At 59.5% G+C, this 20,898-nt stretch carries 18 protein-coding genes and 1 pseudogene; 9 read left to right on the top strand and 10 right to left on the bottom strand.

Features of this window, described 5'->3' with window-relative positions; all coding sequences use genetic code 11:
- Positions 1-318 precede the first annotated feature (318 nt).
- On the bottom strand, positions 319-480 hold the full coding sequence (locus tag ACVW16_RS01355; protein WP_456705533.1) for a hypothetical protein: 162 nt from the start codon (positions 478-480) through the stop codon (positions 319-321).
- Between the two features lie 1,840 nt (positions 481-2,320).
- On the opposite strand from ACVW16_RS01355, the gene ACVW16_RS01350 reads away from it, so the two are divergent.
- The 4 genes and pseudogenes from ACVW16_RS01350 (at position 2,321) to ACVW16_RS01335 (ending at position 5,126) form a co-directional block, all read left to right on the top strand.
- A complete protein-coding gene (locus ACVW16_RS01350; protein ID WP_456734507.1) occupies positions 2,321-2,812 on the top strand; it encodes a transposase in 492 nt (163 codons plus the stop codon).
- Between the two features lie 225 nt (positions 2,813-3,037).
- Positions 3,038-3,985, top strand: a complete 948-nt coding sequence (locus ACVW16_RS01345; protein ID WP_456802205.1) for an integrase catalytic domain-containing protein — start codon at positions 3,038-3,040, stop codon at positions 3,983-3,985.
- Positions 3,912-4,574, top strand: coding sequence for a hypothetical protein (locus ACVW16_RS01340; RefSeq protein WP_456802204.1), 663 nt, complete (start codon positions 3,912-3,914; stop codon positions 4,572-4,574). Before ACVW16_RS01345 ends, ACVW16_RS01340 begins: the two co-directional genes overlap by 74 nt.
- A 268-nt stretch (positions 4,575-4,842) precedes the next feature.
- Positions 4,843-5,126: pseudogene (locus ACVW16_RS01335) on the top strand (DNA -binding domain-containing protein).
- Between the two features lie 74 nt (positions 5,127-5,200).
- On the opposite strand, the gene ACVW16_RS01330 reads toward ACVW16_RS01335, so the two are convergent.
- The 7 genes from ACVW16_RS01330 to ACVW16_RS01300 form a co-directional block, all read right to left on the bottom strand.
- Positions 5,201-5,677 carry a DUF3833 family protein gene (locus ACVW16_RS01330; protein WP_456705536.1) on the bottom strand — a complete coding sequence of 159 codons (477 nt, stop codon included), beginning with the start codon at positions 5,675-5,677 and terminating at the stop codon, positions 5,201-5,203.
- A gap of 123 nt (positions 5,678-5,800) precedes the next feature.
- Positions 5,801-6,079, bottom strand: a complete 279-nt coding sequence (locus ACVW16_RS01325; RefSeq protein ID WP_456705537.1) for an SAM domain-containing protein — start codon at positions 6,077-6,079, stop codon at positions 5,801-5,803.
- A gap of 451 nt (positions 6,080-6,530) precedes the next feature.
- Positions 6,531-8,549, bottom strand: coding sequence for an alpha-glucosidase (locus tag ACVW16_RS01320; protein ID WP_456739332.1), 2,019 nt, complete (start codon positions 8,547-8,549; stop codon positions 6,531-6,533).
- On the bottom strand, positions 8,546-9,400 hold the full coding sequence (locus ACVW16_RS01315) for a carbohydrate ABC transporter permease (RefSeq protein WP_456739244.1): 855 nt from the start codon (positions 9,398-9,400) through the stop codon (positions 8,546-8,548). Before ACVW16_RS01315 ends, ACVW16_RS01320 begins: the two co-directional genes overlap by 4 nt.
- The gene (locus ACVW16_RS01310) at positions 9,397-10,338 is read right to left on the bottom strand and encodes a carbohydrate ABC transporter permease (protein WP_456802222.1); all 942 of its coding nucleotides are present in this window, start codon (positions 10,336-10,338) and stop codon (positions 9,397-9,399) included. The genes ACVW16_RS01315 and ACVW16_RS01310 overlap by 4 nt, the downstream gene beginning before the upstream one ends.
- 35 nt (positions 10,339-10,373) lie before the next feature.
- Positions 10,374-11,579 carry an ABC transporter substrate-binding protein gene (locus ACVW16_RS01305; RefSeq protein ID WP_456739334.1) on the bottom strand — a complete coding sequence of 402 codons (1,206 nt, stop codon included), beginning with the start codon at positions 11,577-11,579 and terminating at the stop codon, positions 10,374-10,376.
- Between the two features lie 108 nt (positions 11,580-11,687).
- Positions 11,688-12,761 (bottom strand): ABC transporter ATP-binding protein, encoded by a 1,074-nt coding sequence (locus ACVW16_RS01300; RefSeq protein WP_456739245.1) that lies wholly within the window; start codon positions 12,759-12,761, stop codon positions 11,688-11,690.
- A gap of 233 nt (positions 12,762-12,994) precedes the next feature.
- Between ACVW16_RS01300 and ACVW16_RS01295 the strand changes: the two genes are divergently transcribed.
- Complete coding sequence (locus ACVW16_RS01295; RefSeq protein WP_456739246.1) at positions 12,995-14,035, top strand: LacI family DNA-binding transcriptional regulator; 1,041 nt, start codon at positions 12,995-12,997, stop codon at positions 14,033-14,035.
- Between the two features lie 144 nt (positions 14,036-14,179).
- On the opposite strand, the gene ACVW16_RS01290 is transcribed toward ACVW16_RS01295, so the two are convergent.
- Positions 14,180-14,305, bottom strand: coding sequence for a type IV secretory system conjugative DNA transfer family protein (locus ACVW16_RS01290; RefSeq protein WP_456802203.1), 126 nt, complete (start codon positions 14,303-14,305; stop codon positions 14,180-14,182).
- 211 nt (positions 14,306-14,516) lie between these two features.
- Entirely contained in the window at positions 14,517-14,705 is a 189-nt protein-coding gene (locus ACVW16_RS01285) for a hypothetical protein (RefSeq protein WP_456739248.1), read from the bottom strand.
- Positions 14,706-15,348: 643 nt separating this feature from the next.
- Between ACVW16_RS01285 and ACVW16_RS01280 the strand changes: the two genes are divergently transcribed.
- The 4 genes from ACVW16_RS01280 to ACVW16_RS01265 all read left to right on the top strand — a co-directional run bounded on the left by ACVW16_RS01280 (position 15,349) and on the right by ACVW16_RS01265 (position 20,449).
- Positions 15,349-16,512 (top strand): Fic family protein, encoded by a 1,164-nt coding sequence (locus ACVW16_RS01280; protein WP_456739249.1) that lies wholly within the window; start codon positions 15,349-15,351, stop codon positions 16,510-16,512.
- 516 nt (positions 16,513-17,028) lie between these two features.
- On the top strand, positions 17,029-17,586 hold the full coding sequence (locus ACVW16_RS01275; RefSeq protein ID WP_456705374.1) for a hypothetical protein: 558 nt from the start codon (positions 17,029-17,031) through the stop codon (positions 17,584-17,586).
- 67 nt (positions 17,587-17,653) lie between these two features.
- Positions 17,654-18,778: a patatin-like phospholipase family protein gene (locus tag ACVW16_RS01270; RefSeq protein ID WP_456705375.1), complete on the top strand. Its 1,125-nt coding sequence runs from the start codon at positions 17,654-17,656 to the stop codon at positions 18,776-18,778.
- A gap of 1,104 nt (positions 18,779-19,882) precedes the next feature.
- Positions 19,883-20,449 (top strand): hypothetical protein, encoded by a 567-nt coding sequence (locus tag ACVW16_RS01265; protein WP_456705376.1) that lies wholly within the window; start codon positions 19,883-19,885, stop codon positions 20,447-20,449.
- Positions 20,450-20,898 lie beyond the last annotated feature (449 nt).

Genomic DNA, 20,898 nt, shown 5'->3' with positions numbered 1-20,898 from the left:
GCTAATTTTAGTTGTCTCATGGAAGCGTGTTCTCGCGCGTCTCAAAAAGCACAGCGTCTGCCCAGCGACCGTCTGGCGCTCGCCGCTCGAAAGGCTCAACGGCGCCAAGCAGCTGGGTCGGCCTCTCAAGCGGCCTGCGAGGCGTTATCGTAAGCCAAAGAACGAAAGAATAGCCGCGACTACAACTATCAACCCTATCAGGTAAATGAGGCCGTTCATGGCATTTTCCTCCTTAATAGAAGGGCTGCAGATTTCTACGCTAGGGACGCGGGCTCTTTCTTGGAGCTGCAGTATTCAAGTGCCGCCACTCTTTCGAGTTCAACTTGCTTCGGTATGGCGGCATGAATTACCGATGTTGTCGGCAGTCCGAATCAAATCAGCATCGGAGATGCCGAAACGTTTCCGAACAGACTTCACCTGCTTCGCGTCGGCAAGATCGAGCGTCGTGCGGATAGGGCGAGACGGCTTTAGTCGCAACATAGCCGGCCTCCTGACTTGGTTAAGCGCGGGTAGGCCTTGTTTGTTCCATGGTTGCGCACTCGGGGATAGCGCCCCGAGCCTCATCCTGGTCGGCTCACAGAATGATTGTCTGGGCCTGCCGCCGGATATGCCACAACGCGATTTAGCGCGCTCACTGACCTCCAGGCTACGCGAGCGCATCTTATCAGCGATGGGTGCCTTTGTTTCGGACGAATGTCCGATCCTGCTCGTCTCAGCGTTGCTACTTCCAAATCCAAGTTTGCTCAGGTGGGCCGAATAATTTTGGCAACTTCCTCTCTGACGGGACCCCGTGACCACTCCTCGGCAGATCTCGCCATCTGCTTACTTACGATCACACAAATGCTCAACGCTCAGCTTGGTCGCTGCAAGGGTTGGATCGAAGAAGATGCCCGTTTTCGGCGATACAAGATCACCGAAGCCGGGATCGAAGCTATGAAGAGGAAAAATCCGATCCGTTAGGCAGCGTAAGCACAGGCTGAAGGAAACGATCGATGCAGGAGAGGAGTGCTGCTCAGCTCGAACTCCTTCTCGCCGATGCCGTCGGGTTTGATCCAAAAAACATCCTGATCAAACCTGTGGGGGACGTGGGCGACTTTCGTGCGGAGTTTGTAGGCCTCGTTCCTGGTGTCAGCAGTTATCGAGCAAGACTGGATATCGAGAACGCCTGCAAGCGTCTCAGAGCTCAGTTCATGCTCGATCAGGTAAAGGCTGCAGCGCCGCGCGCAGCCTGTACGCCGAGCGCGTTGCCGACTTATACTAAGTTTCATGTCGATGGACGAAATTTTCGATTTGAGAACAGGCTACCCGTACTGGCTTATGGTGGCCGGTACAGTTCTGGTGTTTCTTGGAGTGGTCGGGCTGGCGTTGAAACGCAGGCGCGGAGAGAAGGATTCGCCCGGCGATCCAAGTCCGCTAGCCGGGCCGCTCGGGCAATCTCGGGGGTCCGGACCCGTTGACGAGCGATCTGACTCGCCCACCGCGGAGAAAGTGCAGGCACCGCTTCGGAAACTCTGATGCTTCGCGGCATCCTCAGCCGATTGCGCAATAAGATTGCGCTAAATCCGGTGGCTTTGGTCCTTGATCTCTCGCGGTAGTTGCGATTGATTCACCCGCTTCATCTACAAGGAAATCACGGTTGGTAGGCTCGACCGAATTCTACCAAAATTTGGACGACCTGGGCGCCCCCCAACTCCATCTGTCCGGAAAGTAATAGTCAGTGGAACCTTCCGCCGCTTTTGCCGACTTTGCCTCATTGAGGGTGGAGGGAGAAAGGTGGAAACCCGTGTAACCCGGCACAACCTTCGCGCGGCTTTGGTCCCGGTCGGGGTTTTGAGCATCTGTTGACACGCTGGACCTCCTCTGGATCCCAGATGCCTAGCAGCGATTACTGGGAAATGCTGTAACTGAGGTACTACATTCACGGGGAAACAGCGCATTCGCCCTGTTTGTTTCACGCCCGTAGCATAACGTGAATTGTCGTCCCGAGCCTGCAGCAATAATGGTCGAACCATGTTTGCAGGCCTGTTGGTTACGGCAGGAGTGGGCGTGTTGGCTTTAGCCTTCACCTTTACCGCCGCGTTGTATATCGACGCGCGCGCCAATCGCTCGCGACAATAGATTGTGCGCCGCTCTCAGTCCGACATGGCCGACGATTGAGTAAAACGCCGAGCATCGTAGACAAGGCTCCCAACTACCGCTAATGGCCGAGACCAATCCCTAGGGACAGTGCCTTCTGACATAGCGAACCTCGCTTCGCCTGGTCATCTTCGCGATTTTGACGACCGGCGTCCGCGTCTTGGAGTGAGCCTTCAATTCTTTGATGTCTTCCCTTCGTCCACTAAAGCGTAAGCGCTGTTCAGTGACCACCTGCGATCTGCGAGTCTGCGGTTCGGTTTGGACCGTTAGGCTTAGAATGGACACAGTGCATACTGCTATCACGGAGCCAGTGCGGCGGCTTGAGGTCTTCACCGGAGCCGGTCGTCGGCGGAAGTGGAGCGACGAGGACAAGGCGCGGATCGTCGCGGAGATCGTGGCGAGTGGCGACTCGGTGTGTTCCGTGGCTCGAGCGGCACCATCACGATTTTGCGGGCTTCGGCGGATTTGTTGGATCTGTTGCTCATGGTTTTTTCCTTGCGGCGGGGGGTTGTGCGCGGCAAAGAGCCGCCATAACCCCAGCCCTCGTGGGCGAGCAGCGAGGTGTGCAAGGGCAAGGGCTGAAGCAACTTTTTTGGGGGGACCGCGCGCGGAGCGCGTGGGGGAGCCAAAACCGGCGGGCCTGCCGTTGCGCCGCGCCGAGGGGCCGCGCCCCTAAGCTCTGGCCGCGGGGGCGGCGAAAAACGCCCGGTAAATCAAAATGCCGTGCGTAGCGCCCAAGGAGCGGGATTTCTAGGACCGCCGGGAGAGTGGTAGGGGCGGCGCACCACGTGGTGTCAAACGCCTTCCGGAACTGCCCCCCGCATTGCCTCACTAAAAATGTTACCGGACAACTTTCCTGTCGTGTCTGGGGCGGAGCTGCCGAATCAGTTCGGTGGCGGGTATGGCAGGGAAGATCAGCATGCGCGCAAAGCGCGAGATCACATCAGCGCTGGTGGAGCGTTATCGGGCGAGCGGACGGCTCGAGAAGGCACGGATCCTGGACGAGCTGTGTGCCCTTACGGGATGGCATCGTAAGCACGCGATCCGAGCACTGTCGGTGGACGGGGCATCGGGATCGGCCGTGCCGCGGCGACGGGGCCGCAGTTACGGAGCTTCCATTCGCGTTGCACTGATTGTGCTCTGGGACGCCTCTGACCGGCTCTGCAGTAAGCGGCTCGTCGCGATGATCCCGTTTTTGCTTCCGGCACTTGAACGGCACGGCAGATTGAAGCTTTCTGCCGATGAGAGGTCGAAGGTTTTGAAGGTGAGCGCGGCGACGATCGATCGCCTGCTGAGCGACGTAAAGATCGCAGCAGCCGGAGGGCGCCGACGGCGGGCGGGCTTTTCTAGTGCCGTACGGCGGCAAGTCCCGGTGCGTACATTCAATGACTGGGGATCACCTCCGCCGGGGTACTGCGAAGCGGATCTGGTTGCGCACGGCGGCATGTCCGTATCTGGCGCGTTCATTCAGACGCTAACAATGGTGGATATCGCAACGGGGTGGACCGAATGCTTTCCGCTCGTCGTGCGTGAAGCAGCTCTTGTGATCGAAGCTCTCGAGCGGGCGCAGAACCTATTTCCCTGGCCCATTCGGGGGCTAGATTTTGATAACGACAGCGCCTTCATGAACGACACGGTCGTGTCGTGGTGCCGTTCTCACGACGTCGAAGTCACTCGTTCCAGGGCCTACAAGAAGAACGATCAGGCATTCGTTGAACAAAAGAACGGAGCTATCGTTCGCCGCCTGGTGGGCTACGGGCGGTTTGAAGGCATTGATGGCCGCTCGCTCATTAGCTCGCCTGTTTGCTGCGGCACGGCTGCACATCAATTTCTTCCAGCCCTCGTTTAAGCTGAAGGAGAAGCACCGCGAAGGTGCCAAGATGATCAAGCGCTATCTTCCTCCCGCTACGCCGTACGAAAGAGCATTGGTCCACCCGAGGCTCAATGAGGCATTCAAAGGTCGGCTGCGGGAGATTTACCGGACGCTTGATCCGGTGGCATTGCTGGCACAAATGCGGGACGCTCAGAATGAGCTGGGTAAGCGCGTCGATCAACGGGCTGGAAAGCCAGCGATGACTGTCGCGCAGGGGCATAGCGACTTAGCGGCCTTTGCCCGAGAGCTCGGCGACGGTTGGAAACAGGGTGAGCAGCGGGGCATTCATCGTCGTCGCTATGTGCGGCGCAAGCCTGTGCCACGTCGGCCATCGATGCTCGACCCCTACATTCCCATCATCGAGGAATGGCTCGCCGCGGCTCCGCACTTGTCCGCGGTCGATCTTCTCTCCCGGCTGGAAGCGCATGCGCCCGGTCGGTTCAGCGGCCATCAGCGGCGCACGGTGCAGCGATTGGTCAAGAATTGGCGATCAAAGGCCGCTCGACAGCTCATCAGCAGCACAGAGATCACACTATCGGGCCAAGCTTCGTGCCTTAGTATTTAAATCCTTACAGGTTCTTTCGCCGAAGCACCGCAAGCCGCTCGCTCGCTACGGCGCTCTGTAGGGCGCGCTTCGCGAGCAGCTTGCTCCGACTCGCGGCAGCCGATCCAGAAAAACACCAGGGTGCGCTTCGGTAACATTGTCATCTGAGGCAATATGAGGGGGCAGTTTTCCATGGCGCGCGACAACGTGGTGCTGAAATCGACACTATGAGTGGCGGGACATTCGCGCAGAATGGCGGGCCACTAGCCACCTTCTTGAGGCTCGATGAATGCGAATTATTCCTGCCAATCCAGATGTCGCGGACACAGCGCCGACTGGTACAGCCGCCCTGACCCCTTACGACCATGAACACGCCGTCACGTATCTGCGTCTGCTGGATGCCGACGCGGCGGGGCCGATTGGCGCGAGGTGGCGCAGCTCGTGTTGCACATTGATCCCAAGCGCGAACCCACCCGCGCCCGTCGGGCTTTTGAAAGTCATCTCGAACGCGCCAAATGGATGACCGAGCACGGTTACAGGCTGCGGTTGCGCGGCTGGCCAGCTTCTAACTAAAGTAGCCAGCGGCGTCATGCCGTTGTGCGGCTGCGCCAGTGGCCGGGGACCGTGGCAGCGGCGTACACCAGAAGCTAAAGCTTGTGGTAAGTAACGTGCGCCGTCGCAAATGGGATGCCAGCACGGCCAGCACGGCCCCGGACTATGCAAGCTTGTTCATCGATTCCATAAAACCAATCGTCGAAATTCAACTTGAACGATTTGCCGTCCCCTTGCGGTGTATCGCGCGTGTATTTCCAATGGAATGCGCAACCGGCTTGCTCCCCAATGGCTTCACCTTCCAGTCGATTTTCCAGGCCCGTGTACTTGCCCTCTTCACCTTTTCGGATCGTCCAATGCAGAGTGTCGCTATGACCATCGTCAAATGTATATGCCTCGATGAAAAGCACTGTATCAGTCTCCGCATCTAGTTCGCCGTGACCAGCAATCGTTGCGCGCTTCAGTAGTCCACCAACTAGACTTTCGAGCACTGCCCAACCTTCTAGCCGCCCGATGAAAAAACGTTCAGGGAGAAACAGCGGCGTTGTTCCTCTAAAAGCAGCGATCGCCATACGTAAACCCTTCGAAATGCATCTAGTAAACCAAATCTCCTTTCTGCCAATGGTTCCTACTTGGCTCTCCGGCACATGCTCCGCTCGGGGCGCTCAACAATCCACAGCCCGTCCTTCAAACTACTAATACCGCCCGTCGCCGCTTGGCGCCGGTGCGGTCGCCATCGGACTGGCGCCCGACGCCGACAATTCGGCAATGTTCGCCAGCAGCTTGCGCCGGTCACCAAGCCAGACGCCCAGCTCCTTCAGGTCGCGATCGGTGAGCTGGCCGAGCACCGAAACGTCGATGTCGTTCTCGGCGAACCGCGTCGCGTATTCGAGCATCCCGACGGTCGTCAGCCATTCGGCAATCGAAGTACGTGGTTGTGTATTGAGTGGATCGCGTAGCCGAGCTCTACCCAATGGATGCTCATCAAATCCAGAAATTCGACCGGAGCGACTCTCGGCTTACGCTGAGCCCACGATGACGGAGTTACTCTCGATAGGCTTGATCGCCAGGGTTGGTGCTGCTCACCACAACGCAACGAAATCGCAGCCGCTCGACCGAGCGCTGCATGCCGCCTGGAGGTTTGTTTGAGTAAGTCGACCGCCGCTTTCCTGTTGAACTGTCCTCTCCCAATCGACCTAATGCTGGCTTTCGGGCCGCACGTCGGACAGCACGAGGATGCCCGCTTGTGACCCGGAGACGTCGGCCAGCATCTCGTGTTGCGGCGAAGCCGTAGACACGGCTGCCCCACGGAATGCTCTTCATTTATACTTAGACGGAGCAGTGGCTGAGGTTCTGAAGTGCAGAGGCGCCTACTTCCGCTCTTGGACCCATTGCTGACGTCTTCTCCGGACGCCGACAGGGCCGCTACACCCGGCGCAATCCCGCAAAGAGCGCCTCGAATTCGCTATCCGCGCGATAGAACGCCGGTGGTCGCCCCAACGGTGCGGCGACCGATGTCTCGTGCCCACCGGCAAATGACTGGCCGGTCCACACATGAGTCCAATCGGTCCCTGACGGAAGGTAGACGCTCCGCTGATCCTGGCCCGCCTGCCAGACGGGGGCGACGAGCAGATCGCGGCCATAAAGGTAGCAATCCTGAATGCCGTAGGTTCGCCGATCATCTTCGTGATGAAGAAACAGCGGACGTTGCACTGGAAGGCCCCGGCGCGCAGCTTCCAGCGACAACGTCCTGAGATAAGGCGAGAGGTGAACGTAGATCGCGGTCATCCTGGCAAAATGCTCGAGAACCGCCGGATCGCCGTCGAGCTGCAGATTGTCACGAGGCCTGTTGCCTTCGTGGCTGCGCATGACGGGCGTGAAGGCTGCCATCTCGCTCCAACGCATCACCAGCTCGGGCGTGCGCAAATTGCCAAACAGGCTAGTATAGCCGCCGATGTCGGAATGGTGAAACGCGTTGCCGAGCAATCCCGACGACAGGGCGGCGCAGATCACCGTGACCAGCCCGTCATGCCTGGAAAAGTCGACCGATTGATCGCCGGCCCAGAGCCACGGGCACCACTTCTGCACACCCGTGAAGCCGGACCGCATGAAGAACACGGCCTCGCCGGTGCGGCCGCGGCTCGCCACAGCATTCGCATTCACTTCGGCCCACAGCGTCGGCCAAAGGTTATGCGCAAGTCTTGCATCGATGCCGCTGGCGAGACGTACGTCAACCGGCAGATACTCACCGAAATCTGCCATCCAGCCGGATAGGCCGTAGTCGAGCATCCTCTTGCCGATGATTTCCTCCGAGAACCATGCCGCGGCATCCGGATTGGTGAAATCGACGGTGCCGCAGTGGAACTCGCCGAAATCGATCAGGGCCGTTCGTCCCGAGGCGTCCTTGACGAAGAATCCGGCATTTTCGGCCTCCTCGAATAGGACGCCATCGTTGCAGAGATGCGGGTTCACGTAACCGAGGAAGCGGATGCCTTGATCGTTCAATTCGGCGATGCGCTGCCGCAGGCCCGGATAACGCGTCTCGTTGGCCTTCCAATCCCAGAACAATCGCGCGCCAAAGGCGGTCGGCCGAATTCCGACCCAATCCTCGCACCAGAGACCGGAAACCTTGACGCCGGCCGCGCACATCTTCGCGAGGCGAGCGAAGGAGTTCGCGCCGTCCTTCAGGCCGACGATCGCGCCATTGTAAATCCACTCTGGAAGCGGCGGTTGACGGCCGAATCGCGCGGACAGCATCTCCACCAGCGCGACAAACGACGGCGCCGCAAATAGCTCGATGCGTTCAGGAACGGACCAGGCCTCGATCTCGTGAAACCCGTCCTCGCGAAAATCGAACACGGTGTAGGCTGACGTCTCGACGTGAAGCGCATAACGCGCCGAGGAGATGTAGGTCGGTTGCGGATAGTTCGTGTGATAGTAGTCGCCGCCGGCGTGGCCCACCGCGTCCGCCTTGAAGGTAATCGCGGTGGTCTTGTCGCGCCCGACGCCCGGCTCCGAGCTCCATAACGGAAACCGTCGTCCACGCAGATCAAAATAGGAGAATTGCTCACCGCCACCCCAGACATGCTCGTTACGGTTGGCCACGACACGCAGCCAGAACCGGTTCACAGAGGGATCGAGCGACCGCAGCTTCAGCGCATCGCCCTCAAGCGTCACCGCGAGGCGAGCAGGCTGGCCCTTGGCCGAGGACAGCATGATCGTGTTACCGTCGATCTCGGCATGCGCGAGCGGACAGCGTTCGGCTAGGCGATCCTCGATCGCGAAGCGGCCGCGGTGCATTTCGATGCTGTCGTTGCCTCGGCCGACAAAAAAACATGGCGCCGCGGCACTGTGGGCGAGAATCTGGCGGCCCGAGATCGATAGCGCAAAGCCAGACGGGGTCGTCTCGAGTTTCAAGTGCATTCCTCTCGGCCTTTCCGTCAGCCCTTGATGCCACCTGCGGTCAGCCCCGAGACGACACGCTCCTGGAAGATTATGATCAGGATCGCGACGGGGACGATCCCGACGACGAGCGCCGCCGAGATCACCGGCCAAGGAAACGCAAATTCACCCTGATAGAGCTGGATACCGACCGGCAGTGTCCGCAATCCCGGATTGGAGTTAAACGACAGGGCCAGCAAGAATTCGTCCCAGGCGTTGACGAAGGCGAGGATGCCGGCCGTGAAGACGCCGGGCGCCGACAGCGGCACCACCACCCTGAACAGCGCACCAAACCGCGTGCAGCCATCGATCATGGCGGCGTTTTCAAGATCGCGCGGAATGCCTTCGAAGAAGGACGTCAGCACCAGGGTGCATACGGGCAGGCTCAGCACGGTGTAGGGCAGGATCAATGCTGTCCACGAGTTCAGCAAATTGAGCGCGCGCATGGTCTCGAACAGGGGAACCAGCAGCGTCACCAGGGGAAAGGTCGAGACCGCGATGATGACGGCCATGATCAGCCCCCTGAACCGCAAGTTCAGCCGCGCGAGCGCATAGGCCGCGAGCACCGAGACCAGCAGCGTGAGCGCGGTCGAGAGCAGCGCGACCATGAAGCTGTTGAACAGAAAGGTGAGCAGCGGCTGATCGGAGAACGCCTGAAAGTAGTTTCGCAGCGTCGCTGCCTGCGGCAGCCAGGTGATCGGCTTTTGTGTGAGCTCGGCCTCGGTCTTGAACGAGGTCAGCAGGATCCACAGAGCCGGAAACAGGCCATTGACGACGAGAATGAACGAGGCGATGGCCCGCAGCGGCTTGCCTGAGAGAGCCGCGTCGAACGTGGAGGCGACAGCCGTGCTCATGATGCGGCCCCGTTGCCGCGGATCATGCGCAGGTAAAGCGCGGTTACCAGCATCGACAGGCCAAACATCACAACTGCGAGCGCCGATCCGTAGCCGAGGTCGAGGAACGAAACGGTGTTCTGATGAATGTACATGGCGAGCGTCGCGGTTTCGGTACCCGGCCCCCCGCCCGTCATCATGTAGGGAATGTCGAAGGTCTGCAGTGCGGTAATGGTGCGGAAGATCAGCGCGACGACGATCGTCGGCTTGAGCAGCGGCAGCGTGATCTCGAAGAACCGACGCACGCGCCCAGCGCCGTCGACGTCGGCGGCCTCGTAAATCGAACGCGGAATGGTTTGCAGGCCTGCGAGAATGATCATCGCCATGAAGGACGAGGCCTTCCAGATGATGGCAAGGCAGATCGCGGCAAAGGCGAGCCGCGGCGAGTTGAACCAGATCACGCCGGGCAGACCGATCCGGCGCAGCACATCGTTGACGACGCCGTACTCGGAATGGAAGAACCAACCGAAGATTAGACCGGCAAAGGAGAGCGGCAGCGACCAGGGGATCAGCAGCGAGAGCCTCACCGGCCATTTCATCTGGAACGGCAGATTGGCGAGCAGCGCGAGTGCGAACCCGACAACGAGCGAGCCGGGCACGGTGATGAGCGTGATCAGCACCGTGTTCCAGGTCGCCTGCCAGAACACCGGATCATCAGGCATCTGCTTGAAGTTCGCGAGCCCCGCGAACCGCGCCGGCAGGCCCGACGTCAGCGACAGGTCGAGAAAGCTCGTGTAGATCAGCCGGCTCACCGGATAGACGATCATCACGCCGAGCAGGATCGCTGCGGGCGCCAAAAGTATCACGGCAAGCGTAGTGTCGTCAGGATCGGACCAGCGCGACAGCCACGGACGCCGCATGACGGCGCGATCGGCCTCGCTTTTGAACGTCGATTTCATTGTCACCAGGTCTGATCCGGATTGCAATACGCGCCTTAGCGGATGATCCGCTTCAGCCGGGCCTCAATCTGGGCGGCGCCGTCCGCCGGAGTGGTCGCACCCGCGAGCACCGCATTGACCGTGGTCCGGATCGCTTCACTGACCTCGTTGTAGCGCGGCGTCACCGGCCGCGGCTTTGCGGTCTCGACGATGGCTTGCGCCTCGGCGAACCAGGGCACCGCCTTGGTCACGTCGGCGTCCTTATAGAGCTTGCCGTAGGTCGGCAGCAACGAGCCGTTGATGGCCACGTATTTGGAAACTTCGGGACTCGACAGATATTCAATCAGCTTCTTCGCCTCGTCTTGATGCTTGGAAAAAGCGGAAACGCTCCACTCCCAGCCGCCAAGGCAGGTCGCCTGTTCGCCGCCTTTGATTGCCGGAAGCCGTGCGACGCCGACCTTGCCTGATACCGCAGACTCGGCGCCCTGCGACATCGCCCATGCATAGGCCCAGTTCACCGCGAATAGGACGTTGCCGGCCTGGAATTCCTTGCGCGTATCGTCGGTCGCGACCTCGGCAATGTTCTTCTTGGCAACACCGCTGTCGGCAAAGCCCTTCCACAGCGCGAGCGATTTGGTCGCCGCCTCGCGATCGAAATCGAGCTTGCCGTCCTTGGTCACCACCTTGCCTTGGCTCCAGTACGGCACGAGGAAGGTGCAGACCGCGCCTTCGATCGCCTTGCCCTGGAACGACAGCCCCTGCAAGTTCGGATTCTTCTCGCCGTCCGCAACCTTCTTCGCGGCGTCCGCGAGCTCGTCCCAGGTTTTTGGCGGCTGGAGCCCATATTTGTCCAGCAGGTCCTTGCGATAATAGAGGAACATGGAATCCGCAAAGGCGGGCAGCGCCACCACCTTGCCGTCGATCGTGTTCGCCTCGGCATAGGCACGCAGATAGGAAGACATGTCGGTTGCGACCGGGCTGGTCCAGCCCGCTGCCGCAAACTGTGCCGGACGGATAACGTCGAGCATCAACACGTCGAGTGAAGAGTCCTTCGCTGTGAGCACCGTGTTAAGATACTGGGCCTGCATGTCGGAGGTCGTACCGCCCAGCTCGATACCGACCTTGATGCCCGGATTGCGCGCTTCGTACTGATCGAGTAGCGTGCGCCAGATAGCGGGCTGTCCTTGGCTCGTAACGAAGACCTTCAAATTGGTTTCGGCGGATGCACTGGTTGCGAATGCGGTCGCTGCACACGCGAGCATCAATCCCGCCAGCCTTGAAATGCGCTCTGAACTCATGCCGTCCTCCCGGAAAAAATCGCCGCTTTGTTGCGGCTTGACTGGCCTGCAGTTGGTTTCGCTGCGCGCTCTTTAATGCAAGGCGCGCTCCGTCTCCGGATCGAACAGGTGAATCTTCGCGGGGTCCAGCCCCAGCTTGATCGCTTCGCCGGCCTGCGGGCGCAACTCGGGCGGCAGCCGTGCTGTCAATGTCGCGCCGCCCATTGCAAAATGCACCAGCGTATCGGAGCCGAGCGGCTCAACGACCTGAACCTGGCTGTTTAGGCCGTCATCGGACGTCAGGGACGTGAAATGCTCGGGCCTGATTCCGACGATGAATTCACGCCCGTCGGCCGCCGAGAGCTTTGTGCCGGCGATGCCCGCAAGCGGCAGACGGTTGCCATCTGCGAATTCGAGATAGCCTTGAGCGGCCCTGGCCTTCGCAAAATTCATGGAGGGAGCGCCGACGAAGCCACCGACGAAAACGCTAGCCGGATGATTGTAGACTTGCTCGGGCGTTCCGATCTGTTCGATGTCGCCACCACGCAGGATGACGATGCGATCGGCCAAAGTCATCGCCTCGACCTGATCGTGGGTGACGTAGACGATGGTGGTCCCGATCGTCTGATGCAGCCGCTTGATCTCCGTACGCACCTGACCACGCAGTTTTGCGTCGAGATTGGAGAGCGGTTCATCGAACAGGAAGATCTGCGGCCGCCGTACGATGGCGCGGCCCATCGCGACTCGTTGACGTTGACCGCCGGAGAGCTGTCCCGGCCGGCGGTCGAGCAGATGGGTGATGCCGAGCATCTCCGCCGCGTCCCTGATCCTGGCGTCAGCGTCCGCCGCATTCGCACCGCGTACCCTCAGGCTGAAGCCCATGTTCTCGCGCACGGTCTTGTGCGGGTAGAGCGCGTAGTCCTGGAAAACCATGGCGATGTCGCGCTCGCGCGGCGGCAGATCGTTGACGATGCGGTCGCCGATCCGGATCTCGCCGCCGGTGATGCGTTCGAGGCCGGCGATCATGCGCAGCGTGGTCGACTTGCCGCACCCAGACGGACCGACGAGGACGGCGAACTCGCCATCCATGATATCGAGGTCGATCGCCTTGACGACGCGAAACGCGCCGTAGCTTTTCTCAAGCTTGCGCAGGCTGACCGAAGCCATGAGCCCGTTCTCCCGTCCCGACGGTTCTTTCAGCGCCGTGATGTTTCATAGTAGCGCTGCGATTTTTAGAAATCAACGACGGACCCTCACCGGCTCGATCCTGCGGATGAAGACGGGAGTACTATCTTATCTAGCTGGTCATACTCACTATATCGCTCGGTAAACAGAATGCGGTTGTAGCCTTTCAGGGCTTCGGATACATAATAGCGCTATTATCTTGAGCCACCATTGCAATGGCCGCATCAAAGCCCCTACGCACCCGGCGCAAGATGCAACGGGTCACGATCATGGATGTAGCGGCGCGCGCAGAGCTGTCGCCTTCCACGGTGTCCCTCTATTTTAGAAAGCCCGATGCGGTCTCGGCGTCGGCGAGCGAGGCGATCGCACGCGCTATCGAAGCGCTCGACTACGTGCCGAACCTGATGGCTGGTGGCTTGGCGGCCGCCTCGTCGCGCGTCGTGAGCATCATCGTGCCATCCGTCCGCAATGCGTTCTTTGCCGAGACCGTCGCGGCCCTGCAGGAAGAGCTCAGCAAGCAGCGGCTGCAGGTGATGCTCAGCCACAGCGAGTACAGAGAACACGACGAGGAGAATCTCGTCCGCACCGCCCTCGCCTGGGCCCCTGCCGCTGTCGTATTGACTGGCCTTTCTCACAGCGCCGCAACGCGCAGGCTGCTCCGCGACAGCAAGGTGCCGATTGTCGAAATCTGGGAGCTTGGTTCCCCGACCATGGACATGGCGGTCGGTTTTCACCACGACCAGGTCGGTCATGCCGCTGCTTCGCATCTTCTTCAGCGCGGGCGCAAGCGATTATTGTTTCTCGGCGCCCGCCTGCATGAGGATCACCGCGCGGCTCGGCGCGCCCAAGGCTTCGTCGAAGCGGCGCGAAACGCGCCTGATGTCACGGCAGAGGTCATCCAGCACCCTGCACCAGCGAGCGCCGAAGTTGGCGCCATGCTGCTCGGCGAGGCCGTGCATCGCTTTCCAAACGTCGATGGAATCGCCTGCTCTAACGACCATATCGCACTTGGCGTGATCTTCGAATGTCAGCGCTCTGGCATTGCGATCCCCGAGCACCTGTCGGTGATGGGCTTCGGCGATTTGAGCTTCAGCGCGGCCGCAAATCCGTCATTGACGACGATCCGCCCGCCCGGCGACCTCATCGGGAAGGAAGCTGCGCGACTGATCATCACGCGGCTCGCGCACTCTGGTGCCGAATCGGAACAAGCCGTCATCGACACGCGCTTCACCCTGCTACATCGGCAAAGCAGCTGATGATTGGAACGATGGCGCTTTTGCCGCGGGATCCCCGATCACCCGATAGCGATTATCTCCTTTGCGTCATGGTATCAGACGTCGACGCTCTTGAAGACCTTATCGTGAACAAGCTCTCACGAATCGCAGGTATCCAGCATTCGCTCAGGATCTCACAGTTGAGCCATGGTTCGGCCGATGTCGTGCACCCACCGCAGACGAGGTCCACGACAGCAATGTGGGTAACACCAGCCCCACGCCCTTGCCCGAGCGAGTCGGCGCAAAGCACATGACGTGCTCCGGTCCATCGTGGCGCAGATAGTTATTCCCGGGGCGCCCCAGATACGCCTTTGGACGCGAACAGGCCGGCCGCCTTGATTTGCTTCGGCGTTGCCCAGCGTGCCGAACCGTAAGTCGTCACCAACTGGCTTTGGCGCGCGCGCCACACCGAATTGAGGATCGCAAAAACCGCGCCCGCGATGTCGTCAGCTGCAGCGATCGCTCAACCTTCCTCGAACACCTCGGGCGCATAGCCCTCATAGGCAAACCACCATTCGAACAATCGCCAGGGCAGATAAACACGATAGCCGACAATCAAGAACCAGGGGTCACCGAGGCGCTGCTGATAGCCGAGAGCTGCGGCAGGTCCATTGCGTTGTGCCCCACGTCGAGACGGCACGATGCCGAGCACGACGACGATCTGGCCGACCTAGATTTTCGCCGGAACATTTTCCGACCCACTCAACTCTCGCGAACGAGCGCGGCGAGATGAAAAGCGGCAGACGCCATCGCATTCAACCTGAATAAAAATCGGTTACGAGATCCGCGTCGATCAAGCCTATCGATGCGAGATCGTTGATGCGCCAATCTCGGCGTCTTTGAGGAAGCTGCTCAATAGACTGTGAACGGCGCGATCAAGCTGGATCAATTCGAGCTCGCTTCGATGTGCGCCGCGCACGAGCCGGTACCGATTGGGAGAGAACGAATCGACCGCCCTACTCGATCGCAATGTTCGACGGTGCGCATCGACCCCGTATCTGAAAAACGGCGTGTTATACTCACTTCGCGAAATGGGTATAAGCGCGCGAACTCGCGCGCAGCCATCGGCGGACGTCTTTGGCGATGGAGACAGCACCCGGCGATCCCTCGGCGGCTTGGATTTCTTGGTGGAAGTTCAAAGGAGGGCGTCAGGCGGAAGCTCCAACGGATCCTGTTTCGGGGCTGGCGGGTCGGGTCCGATGCGGAGAATTGGCGCCATTCCCCGCATATTTTGCGGTAATTAGCCTTGCGGTTGAGGGGAAAGGCCGCCATATTCTCCGCAAGGAGTGCGGGGAATGCGGGACTATATCCACCAACTACCTGATTGGCCTCAATTTTCCTGGGATGGCGACGCCTTGGCGAAGCAACTCGCGGCCGTGCGGCTTCGCCAAGGCCAGCTCATCGGTCGGATGCAGGCGCTCGGCTTCCCCCAGCAGGAGGAGGCTGTCCTCACGAGCCTGACGGAAGAAGTCCTCAAGTCCAGTGAAATCGAGGGGGAAAAACTCGACAAGGACGCGGTGCGCTCTTCGCTGGCGCGTCGCCTCGGCATGGACGCAGGCGCTCTGCCATCAGCCGATCGCAACGTCGAGGGCGTTGTCGAGATGGTGCTCGACGCTACCCAGAAGTTCAAAGCCGAGCTCACGGCGGAAAGGTTGTTTGGCTGGCATGCGTCGCTGTTTCCGACCGGCCGCAGCAACATGAAGAAGATCGCTATTGGAGCCTGGCGCGATGCCTCGTCAGGACCGATGCAGGTCGTCTCTGGTGACTACGGACGTGAGCGCGTGCACTACGAAGCACCGATTGCCGACAAGCTCGATGCCGAAATGACTGCGTTTCTCGACTGGTACAATACCGAAGAGAACATCGACCCACTAATCAAGGCTGCGATCGCGCATCTCTGGTTTGTGACCATCCACCCATTCGAGGACGGCAATGGACGTATCGCGCGTGCCATCGCCGACATATCGCTTGCCCGCTCCGAAGGAATACCGCAACGCTTCTACAGCATGTCGGCTCAGATACGGCGCGAGCGCAAGATCTACTACGACTTGCTGGAGACCACGCAGAAAGGCGATCTCAACATCACACCCTGGCTTGAGTGGTTCCTGGGCTGTCTCGACCGCGCCTTCAGTGGCGCCGAGAGTACCCTCGCAGCCGTGCTCGAAAAAGCCGACTTCTGGAAGCGGCACTCCACGGCTCAAGTCAACGAGCGGCAGCGCAATATGCTGAACCGTCTGCTGGACGGGTTCGAAGGCAAACTGACATCGAGCAAATGGGCAACGATTGAAAAGTGCTCGCCCGATACGGCCCTGCGCGACATCCAAGGTCTCGTAAATCAAGGTATCCTCGTGAAGGACGAGGGCGGCGGGAGGAGTACGAGCTATTCCCTCATGCCCCTAAGCGCCGTTGCGCCGGGACGTTCAGCACATCGTCCTACTGGCGACGACGACCCATCATGACCCCTACCCAGCCATAAGCTGGATAGGAAGTGCCTACCTGATCAGGTACCCCCTCCCACCGATCAGATGTAGCGCGCTCGCCCGGGTTCTAGGGGAAAGTTGTGTTTATCTATAAACGCAACTTTAAGGTTTGACAATATAACGGAATTGCATTCAGTTCTGGGAACAGAACCGTCCGTCAGAAAGTGACGTAGTTCTGCATCACGGGCGAGTGCTTCGATCTCGAGAAGTGATTTTTAACAGGGGCCATATTTGTGCGAACAATCCTCGTTCTGTTCGGACTCACCGGCGAACTCTTCGAGACTCTTCACGGTCGTCTCATCGGTTATGAGCGCGACTGCCCGACGAGCCAATCGAAGCTGATGTTCAAGCTGCGCAAGTTCGGAGAGGTGATCGATCAACGCACTTTGTCATTCGGCTTGCAATATCGACCCCGCATTGCCTCACCCAGAATGTTACTGGACAACTTCTCGCCGATGATTGGGTCGGTGCCATCGAAAACGTTCGGTGGCGTCTATGGCGGGAAAGATCAGCATGGGCGCGCGGCGCGAGGTGGTGTCGGCGGTAACGGAGCGTTACCGGTCGGCCGAACGAGCGGAGAAGGGACGGATCCTCGACGAGACGTGCGCGACGACGGGCTGGCATCGCAAACATGCGGTGCGCGCGCTCCGGCGACGCGAGACGGTTCGACCGGGCGAGGTCGAGGCAACAAGAAAGCGAAGACGCAGATATGGCGCGACGATCAAGGACGCGCTGACGGCGCTGTGGGAGGCGTCGGATCGGGTGTGCGGCAAGCGGCTCAAGGTGATGATCCCGACCTTGCTGCCTGCCCTTGAGCAACATGGCCGATTGCAGCTTGGCCAGTCGGACCGTGATCGTGTTCTGGCTATCAGCGCCGCCACCATCGATCGCCTGCTCGTCGATGTGAAGATCGCGGCGATGAAGGTCACTGGTATAGCGAAGGGCGCATTTCGAGGCATCGCCACCAGCCGCGGCGCCGGGATCGCCTGTCGCCTTCCGACTCTGAAAAATATGGGCGAGCGTCGCGTCAGCTGCCGTCTATTTGTGGTATGAACGCTCATGTGACTCACATCGATCGACGTAAGTTTCCGCACCTGCAATCTTTGTTATTGAATGCTTTGTGCATGCGCGCGATCAGGGCGACGGTTCGGCAATGGAAGAAACATCGGAGCACAAGTCGGCGGAAACGCCTGGGGCCCCTGGGAGAGCCGGTCACGAACCGGCATTCTCCAACCTGGTCCGGACCACCAATCTGGCCCTCCAGGGCGGCGGAGCGCATGGTGCGTTTACCTGGGGTGTACTCGACCGATTCCTGGACGAGAAAGACCTAGCGTTCGAGGGGCTCAGTGCAACCAGCGCCGGAGCAATGAACGCGGCGGTCTTTGCCTATGGGCTTGCGATCGGGGGTCGCGAAGGGGCACGCAAAGCGCTTACGGACTATTGGAAGCGCGTCAGCGACGCGGCCAAGTTGGGACCGTTGCAGCCAAGTTTCATCGATCAAATTCTGGGGGATCACAAGCTGGCCTGGTCGCCTGCTTTCTCCCTTATGGGGTTCGTGACGCGCGTCCTATCGCCATATGAGTTCAACCCTTCAGACTATAACCCGCTTCGTGAAGTGGTCGAGCAATCGATCGATTTTGACGTGTTGGGGCGTCCGGACTGTCCGGTCAAGCTCTTCCTCTCTGCGACAAACGTTCGTACCGGCAAGGTAAAGGTCTTCGCCGGAAAGGAAATTTCAATCTCTGCCGTGATGGCTTCAGCATGTCTTCCCACGATGTTTCACGCGGTAGAGATCGACGGCGAAGCTTATTGGGACGGCGGCTATATGGGAAACCCGGCGCTCTTCCCGTTGATCTACAACTGCAACAGTACCGACATTGTCATCGTCCATATCAATCCGCTGATTCGTACTGAGGTGCCGCGCGCCGCTGTCGATATTTTGAACCGCATCAACGAGATCAGCTTCAATTCGTCGCTAATGCGGGAAATGCGGGCGGTCAGTTTCGTCACCAAGCTTGTCACACAAAAACGAGTCGATGGAGGGCTCAAGCGTGTGCTGATCCACAGCATCGCCGACGATGAATTCATGGGCGCACTTAGTCCCACAAGCAAATATAACGCCGATTGGAACTTTCTCATTTTTCTTCGCGACCAGGGGCGAAAATGTGCGGGCGACTGGCTTGCGAAAAACTTCGCCAAACTGGGCGTAGAGTCGACGGTAGACATCGATAAATTCTACCTCTGAATCCGATTATCGACCCCGAGGGGGGTCTCGGTCTACCACGGCCGGGATTGTCAGTATCCCCGAATTGGGAGCGAGAGGCTTCCTTCCAAGAGTAGCGGCCGAGATGACGGCCCCCGTCCTAGCCTATGATCTGACGCCGGTTATGAACATGTCGGATCTCGCCGCACGGCGCGGTAGGAACGATCGCTGCGCCTCGACAGAATGCCCCATGTTGTAGCCGGCGGGGCTAGGACCCCCCCCCCCGCTCCGATGCAAGAAGAACCCGGCCAACGATGTTGACCGAGTTAGTCATGGGGAGGGACCACTATGTCATCGATGTCCGGCAACTAGACGTATTCTCAGCCGTTCCTTGCGAACTGCTGCTCTCGCTGAGTTCTTGAAGATTTGCTGATGCAGGTTAAGGGCTAAGCTGGCGAGGAACGGTCATTGCGTCAGTGGCTTGGTTCTGTCGAAGACCACGCAACGCACCGCCGACCTGGTGAGCGTTGCAAGGTCGCAACGGCTGCGGTCGCGTTCCCTATGCTGCCCGGAGACAGGCAGATGATTGACGCTTTGATGCACTACCTTGAAAGAGCAGTTGCCTTCGAGCGACTTGCTGCCGGTGAGAACAATAGTGCCTTGAGAGCCGATCTTGAGCGTCAGGCAAGTGCGTACCGACAACTTGCTGCGATGCGGGCGAAAGGCATGGGCCTCCCCGCACCTAGTCAGCCATCCCAGCCGCCACATCCCTGACCGCCATGCGGATCAAGAGACCCATGCCGTCATCGCGTTCTGAGGCTCCTAGCCGTCCCAAACCAGTTCCCCGCACTGGCATTTGTAGACGCGAGCAAAGCGTTTGGTCGTTTGGTCTCCATGTTCCAAGTCTTGTCAGCCTGACTTAGCGGCTGACGACACTTAGGACAGCGATAGAGGGCGGGTGGCGCAGTCCTAAAAAACAATCAACAGGGTCGAACCGTTCCTAGTTCGTGCGACTGCATGAGCCTCGCACGATGGGAGTGCCAGAAGGACCGACCAAAGCGACACGCGGCCGGCAGAAAAGTATCTCCGGGAGAAGAACGAAGGCTGAGGTCCGCTGTTAGACAGCAAACCCTGCGAGGTATGACCATGCGTCGTTCAGATTTCGTCCTTCCGCTGCTCCTGGTTGCGAGCCTGTATCCCATCACTGCATCTGCTCAGCAGAGCGGAAGGGACACAAACCAGTCTCAAACCGAAATCAAAGGGCAGCTTAATCCGCAACCAAACCAAGCTCAAATTCAGAACACTCCGGTCGATACTGATCGGATGCAGCGGCGTTCCGATCAAAATCAAGCTCAGAACAAGCCCGTTCAGCCTGAACGATCACCACAGCAATCAGACCAAGCTCGCGAGCGCGATCGTCAAAGCGCTGAGGACACCCGGATTAATCGGGATTGGACTACGCGGCAGCGCGGCGAGGACCGGATGGACAGTGACCGAATGCGCCAACGCCAGATGGGCCCTATGATGGATCGAGATGAGGACCATCGAACCATTGGGCGCAACTGGCATCGGGACGACGATGACATGGATCGCGGCCGTGGGTATGCGGAGCAGAACGAAGGACGCTACTACTATGAGGTACGTCCCCGTCCTCGCGTGAAGACCTGCGTCGAGTACGAGAACGGGGATGAGTTCTGCCGGTATCGGGATTGACTGGCTGCGACGGCAAGGGACGCTCCACTCCCTACATGCGTCACAGCACTATCGACAGGATCGCGATCAGGCCGACGACGGTCAATCCCCACGTCAAAGTGTGCAACATCCAAGGCTGCATCATAGCGCCCACTCGGTGTCCTGCCGTTGGCAAGCAACACCGATGCGCGTCATTCAATAATTAAGATAGATCAAAAGCCGAAAAGGAGAGCGACGGATGCTGCCACAGTGAAGACACCGGCCCCGACCACCAGAACCTGCAAAGTTAGCTCTCTGCCCATACCCCAAAATATAACTTGGGTTAATGCCGAGAGCATCTGCAAATTATGACAGACGGATAATTTGCGGCCCGGCAAACGCTAATGGCACCCACGAACATAGGGTCAATTGGGAATCGGCAGAGCTGCCGCATGAGCGTGGACCAGCTGCTGTATCTCGTCCTCGAGCAT

The organism is Bradyrhizobium sp. USDA 4474 (assembly GCF_054057515.1).
Note: the sequence above shows the minus strand (reverse complement) of the source record. Positions and strands in the feature narration are given on the sequence as shown.

Excerpts from the sequence above, each read along its gene's own strand:
- ACVW16_RS01355 (WP_456705533.1), bottom strand. The coding sequence starts at position 480 with ATGTTGCGACTAAAGCCGTCTCGCCCTATCCGCACGACGCTCGATCTT.
- ACVW16_RS01350 (WP_456734507.1), top strand. The coding sequence starts at position 2,321 with ATGTCTTCCCTTCGTCCACTAAAGCGTAAGCGCTGTTCAGTGACCACC.
- ACVW16_RS01345 (WP_456802205.1), top strand. The coding sequence starts at position 3,038 with ATGGCAGGGAAGATCAGCATGCGCGCAAAGCGCGAGATCACATCAGCG.
- ACVW16_RS01340 (WP_456802204.1), top strand. The coding sequence starts at position 3,912 with ATGGCCGCTCGCTCATTAGCTCGCCTGTTTGCTGCGGCACGGCTGCAC.
- ACVW16_RS01330 (WP_456705536.1), bottom strand. The coding sequence starts at position 5,677 with ATGGCGATCGCTGCTTTTAGAGGAACAACGCCGCTGTTTCTCCCTGAA.
- ACVW16_RS01315 (WP_456739244.1), bottom strand. The coding sequence starts at position 9,400 with ATGAGCACGGCTGTCGCCTCCACGTTCGACGCGGCTCTCTCAGGCAAG.
- ACVW16_RS01310 (WP_456802222.1), bottom strand. The coding sequence starts at position 10,338 with ATGAAATCGACGTTCAAAAGCGAGGCCGATCGCGCCGTCATGCGGCGT.
- ACVW16_RS01305 (WP_456739334.1), bottom strand. The coding sequence starts at position 11,579 with ATGCTCGCGTGTGCAGCGACCGCATTCGCAACCAGTGCATCCGCCGAA.
- ACVW16_RS01300 (WP_456739245.1), bottom strand. The coding sequence starts at position 12,761 with ATGGCTTCGGTCAGCCTGCGCAAGCTTGAGAAAAGCTACGGCGCGTTT.
- ACVW16_RS01295 (WP_456739246.1), top strand. The coding sequence starts at position 12,995 with ATGGCCGCATCAAAGCCCCTACGCACCCGGCGCAAGATGCAACGGGTC.
- ACVW16_RS01290 (WP_456802203.1), bottom strand. The coding sequence starts at position 14,305 with ATGTGCTTTGCGCCGACTCGCTCGGGCAAGGGCGTGGGGCTGGTGTTA.
- ACVW16_RS01280 (WP_456739249.1), top strand. The coding sequence starts at position 15,349 with ATGCGGGACTATATCCACCAACTACCTGATTGGCCTCAATTTTCCTGG.
- ACVW16_RS01275 (WP_456705374.1), top strand. The coding sequence starts at position 17,029 with ATGGCGGGAAAGATCAGCATGGGCGCGCGGCGCGAGGTGGTGTCGGCG.
- ACVW16_RS01265 (WP_456705376.1), top strand. The coding sequence starts at position 19,883 with ATGCGTCGTTCAGATTTCGTCCTTCCGCTGCTCCTGGTTGCGAGCCTG.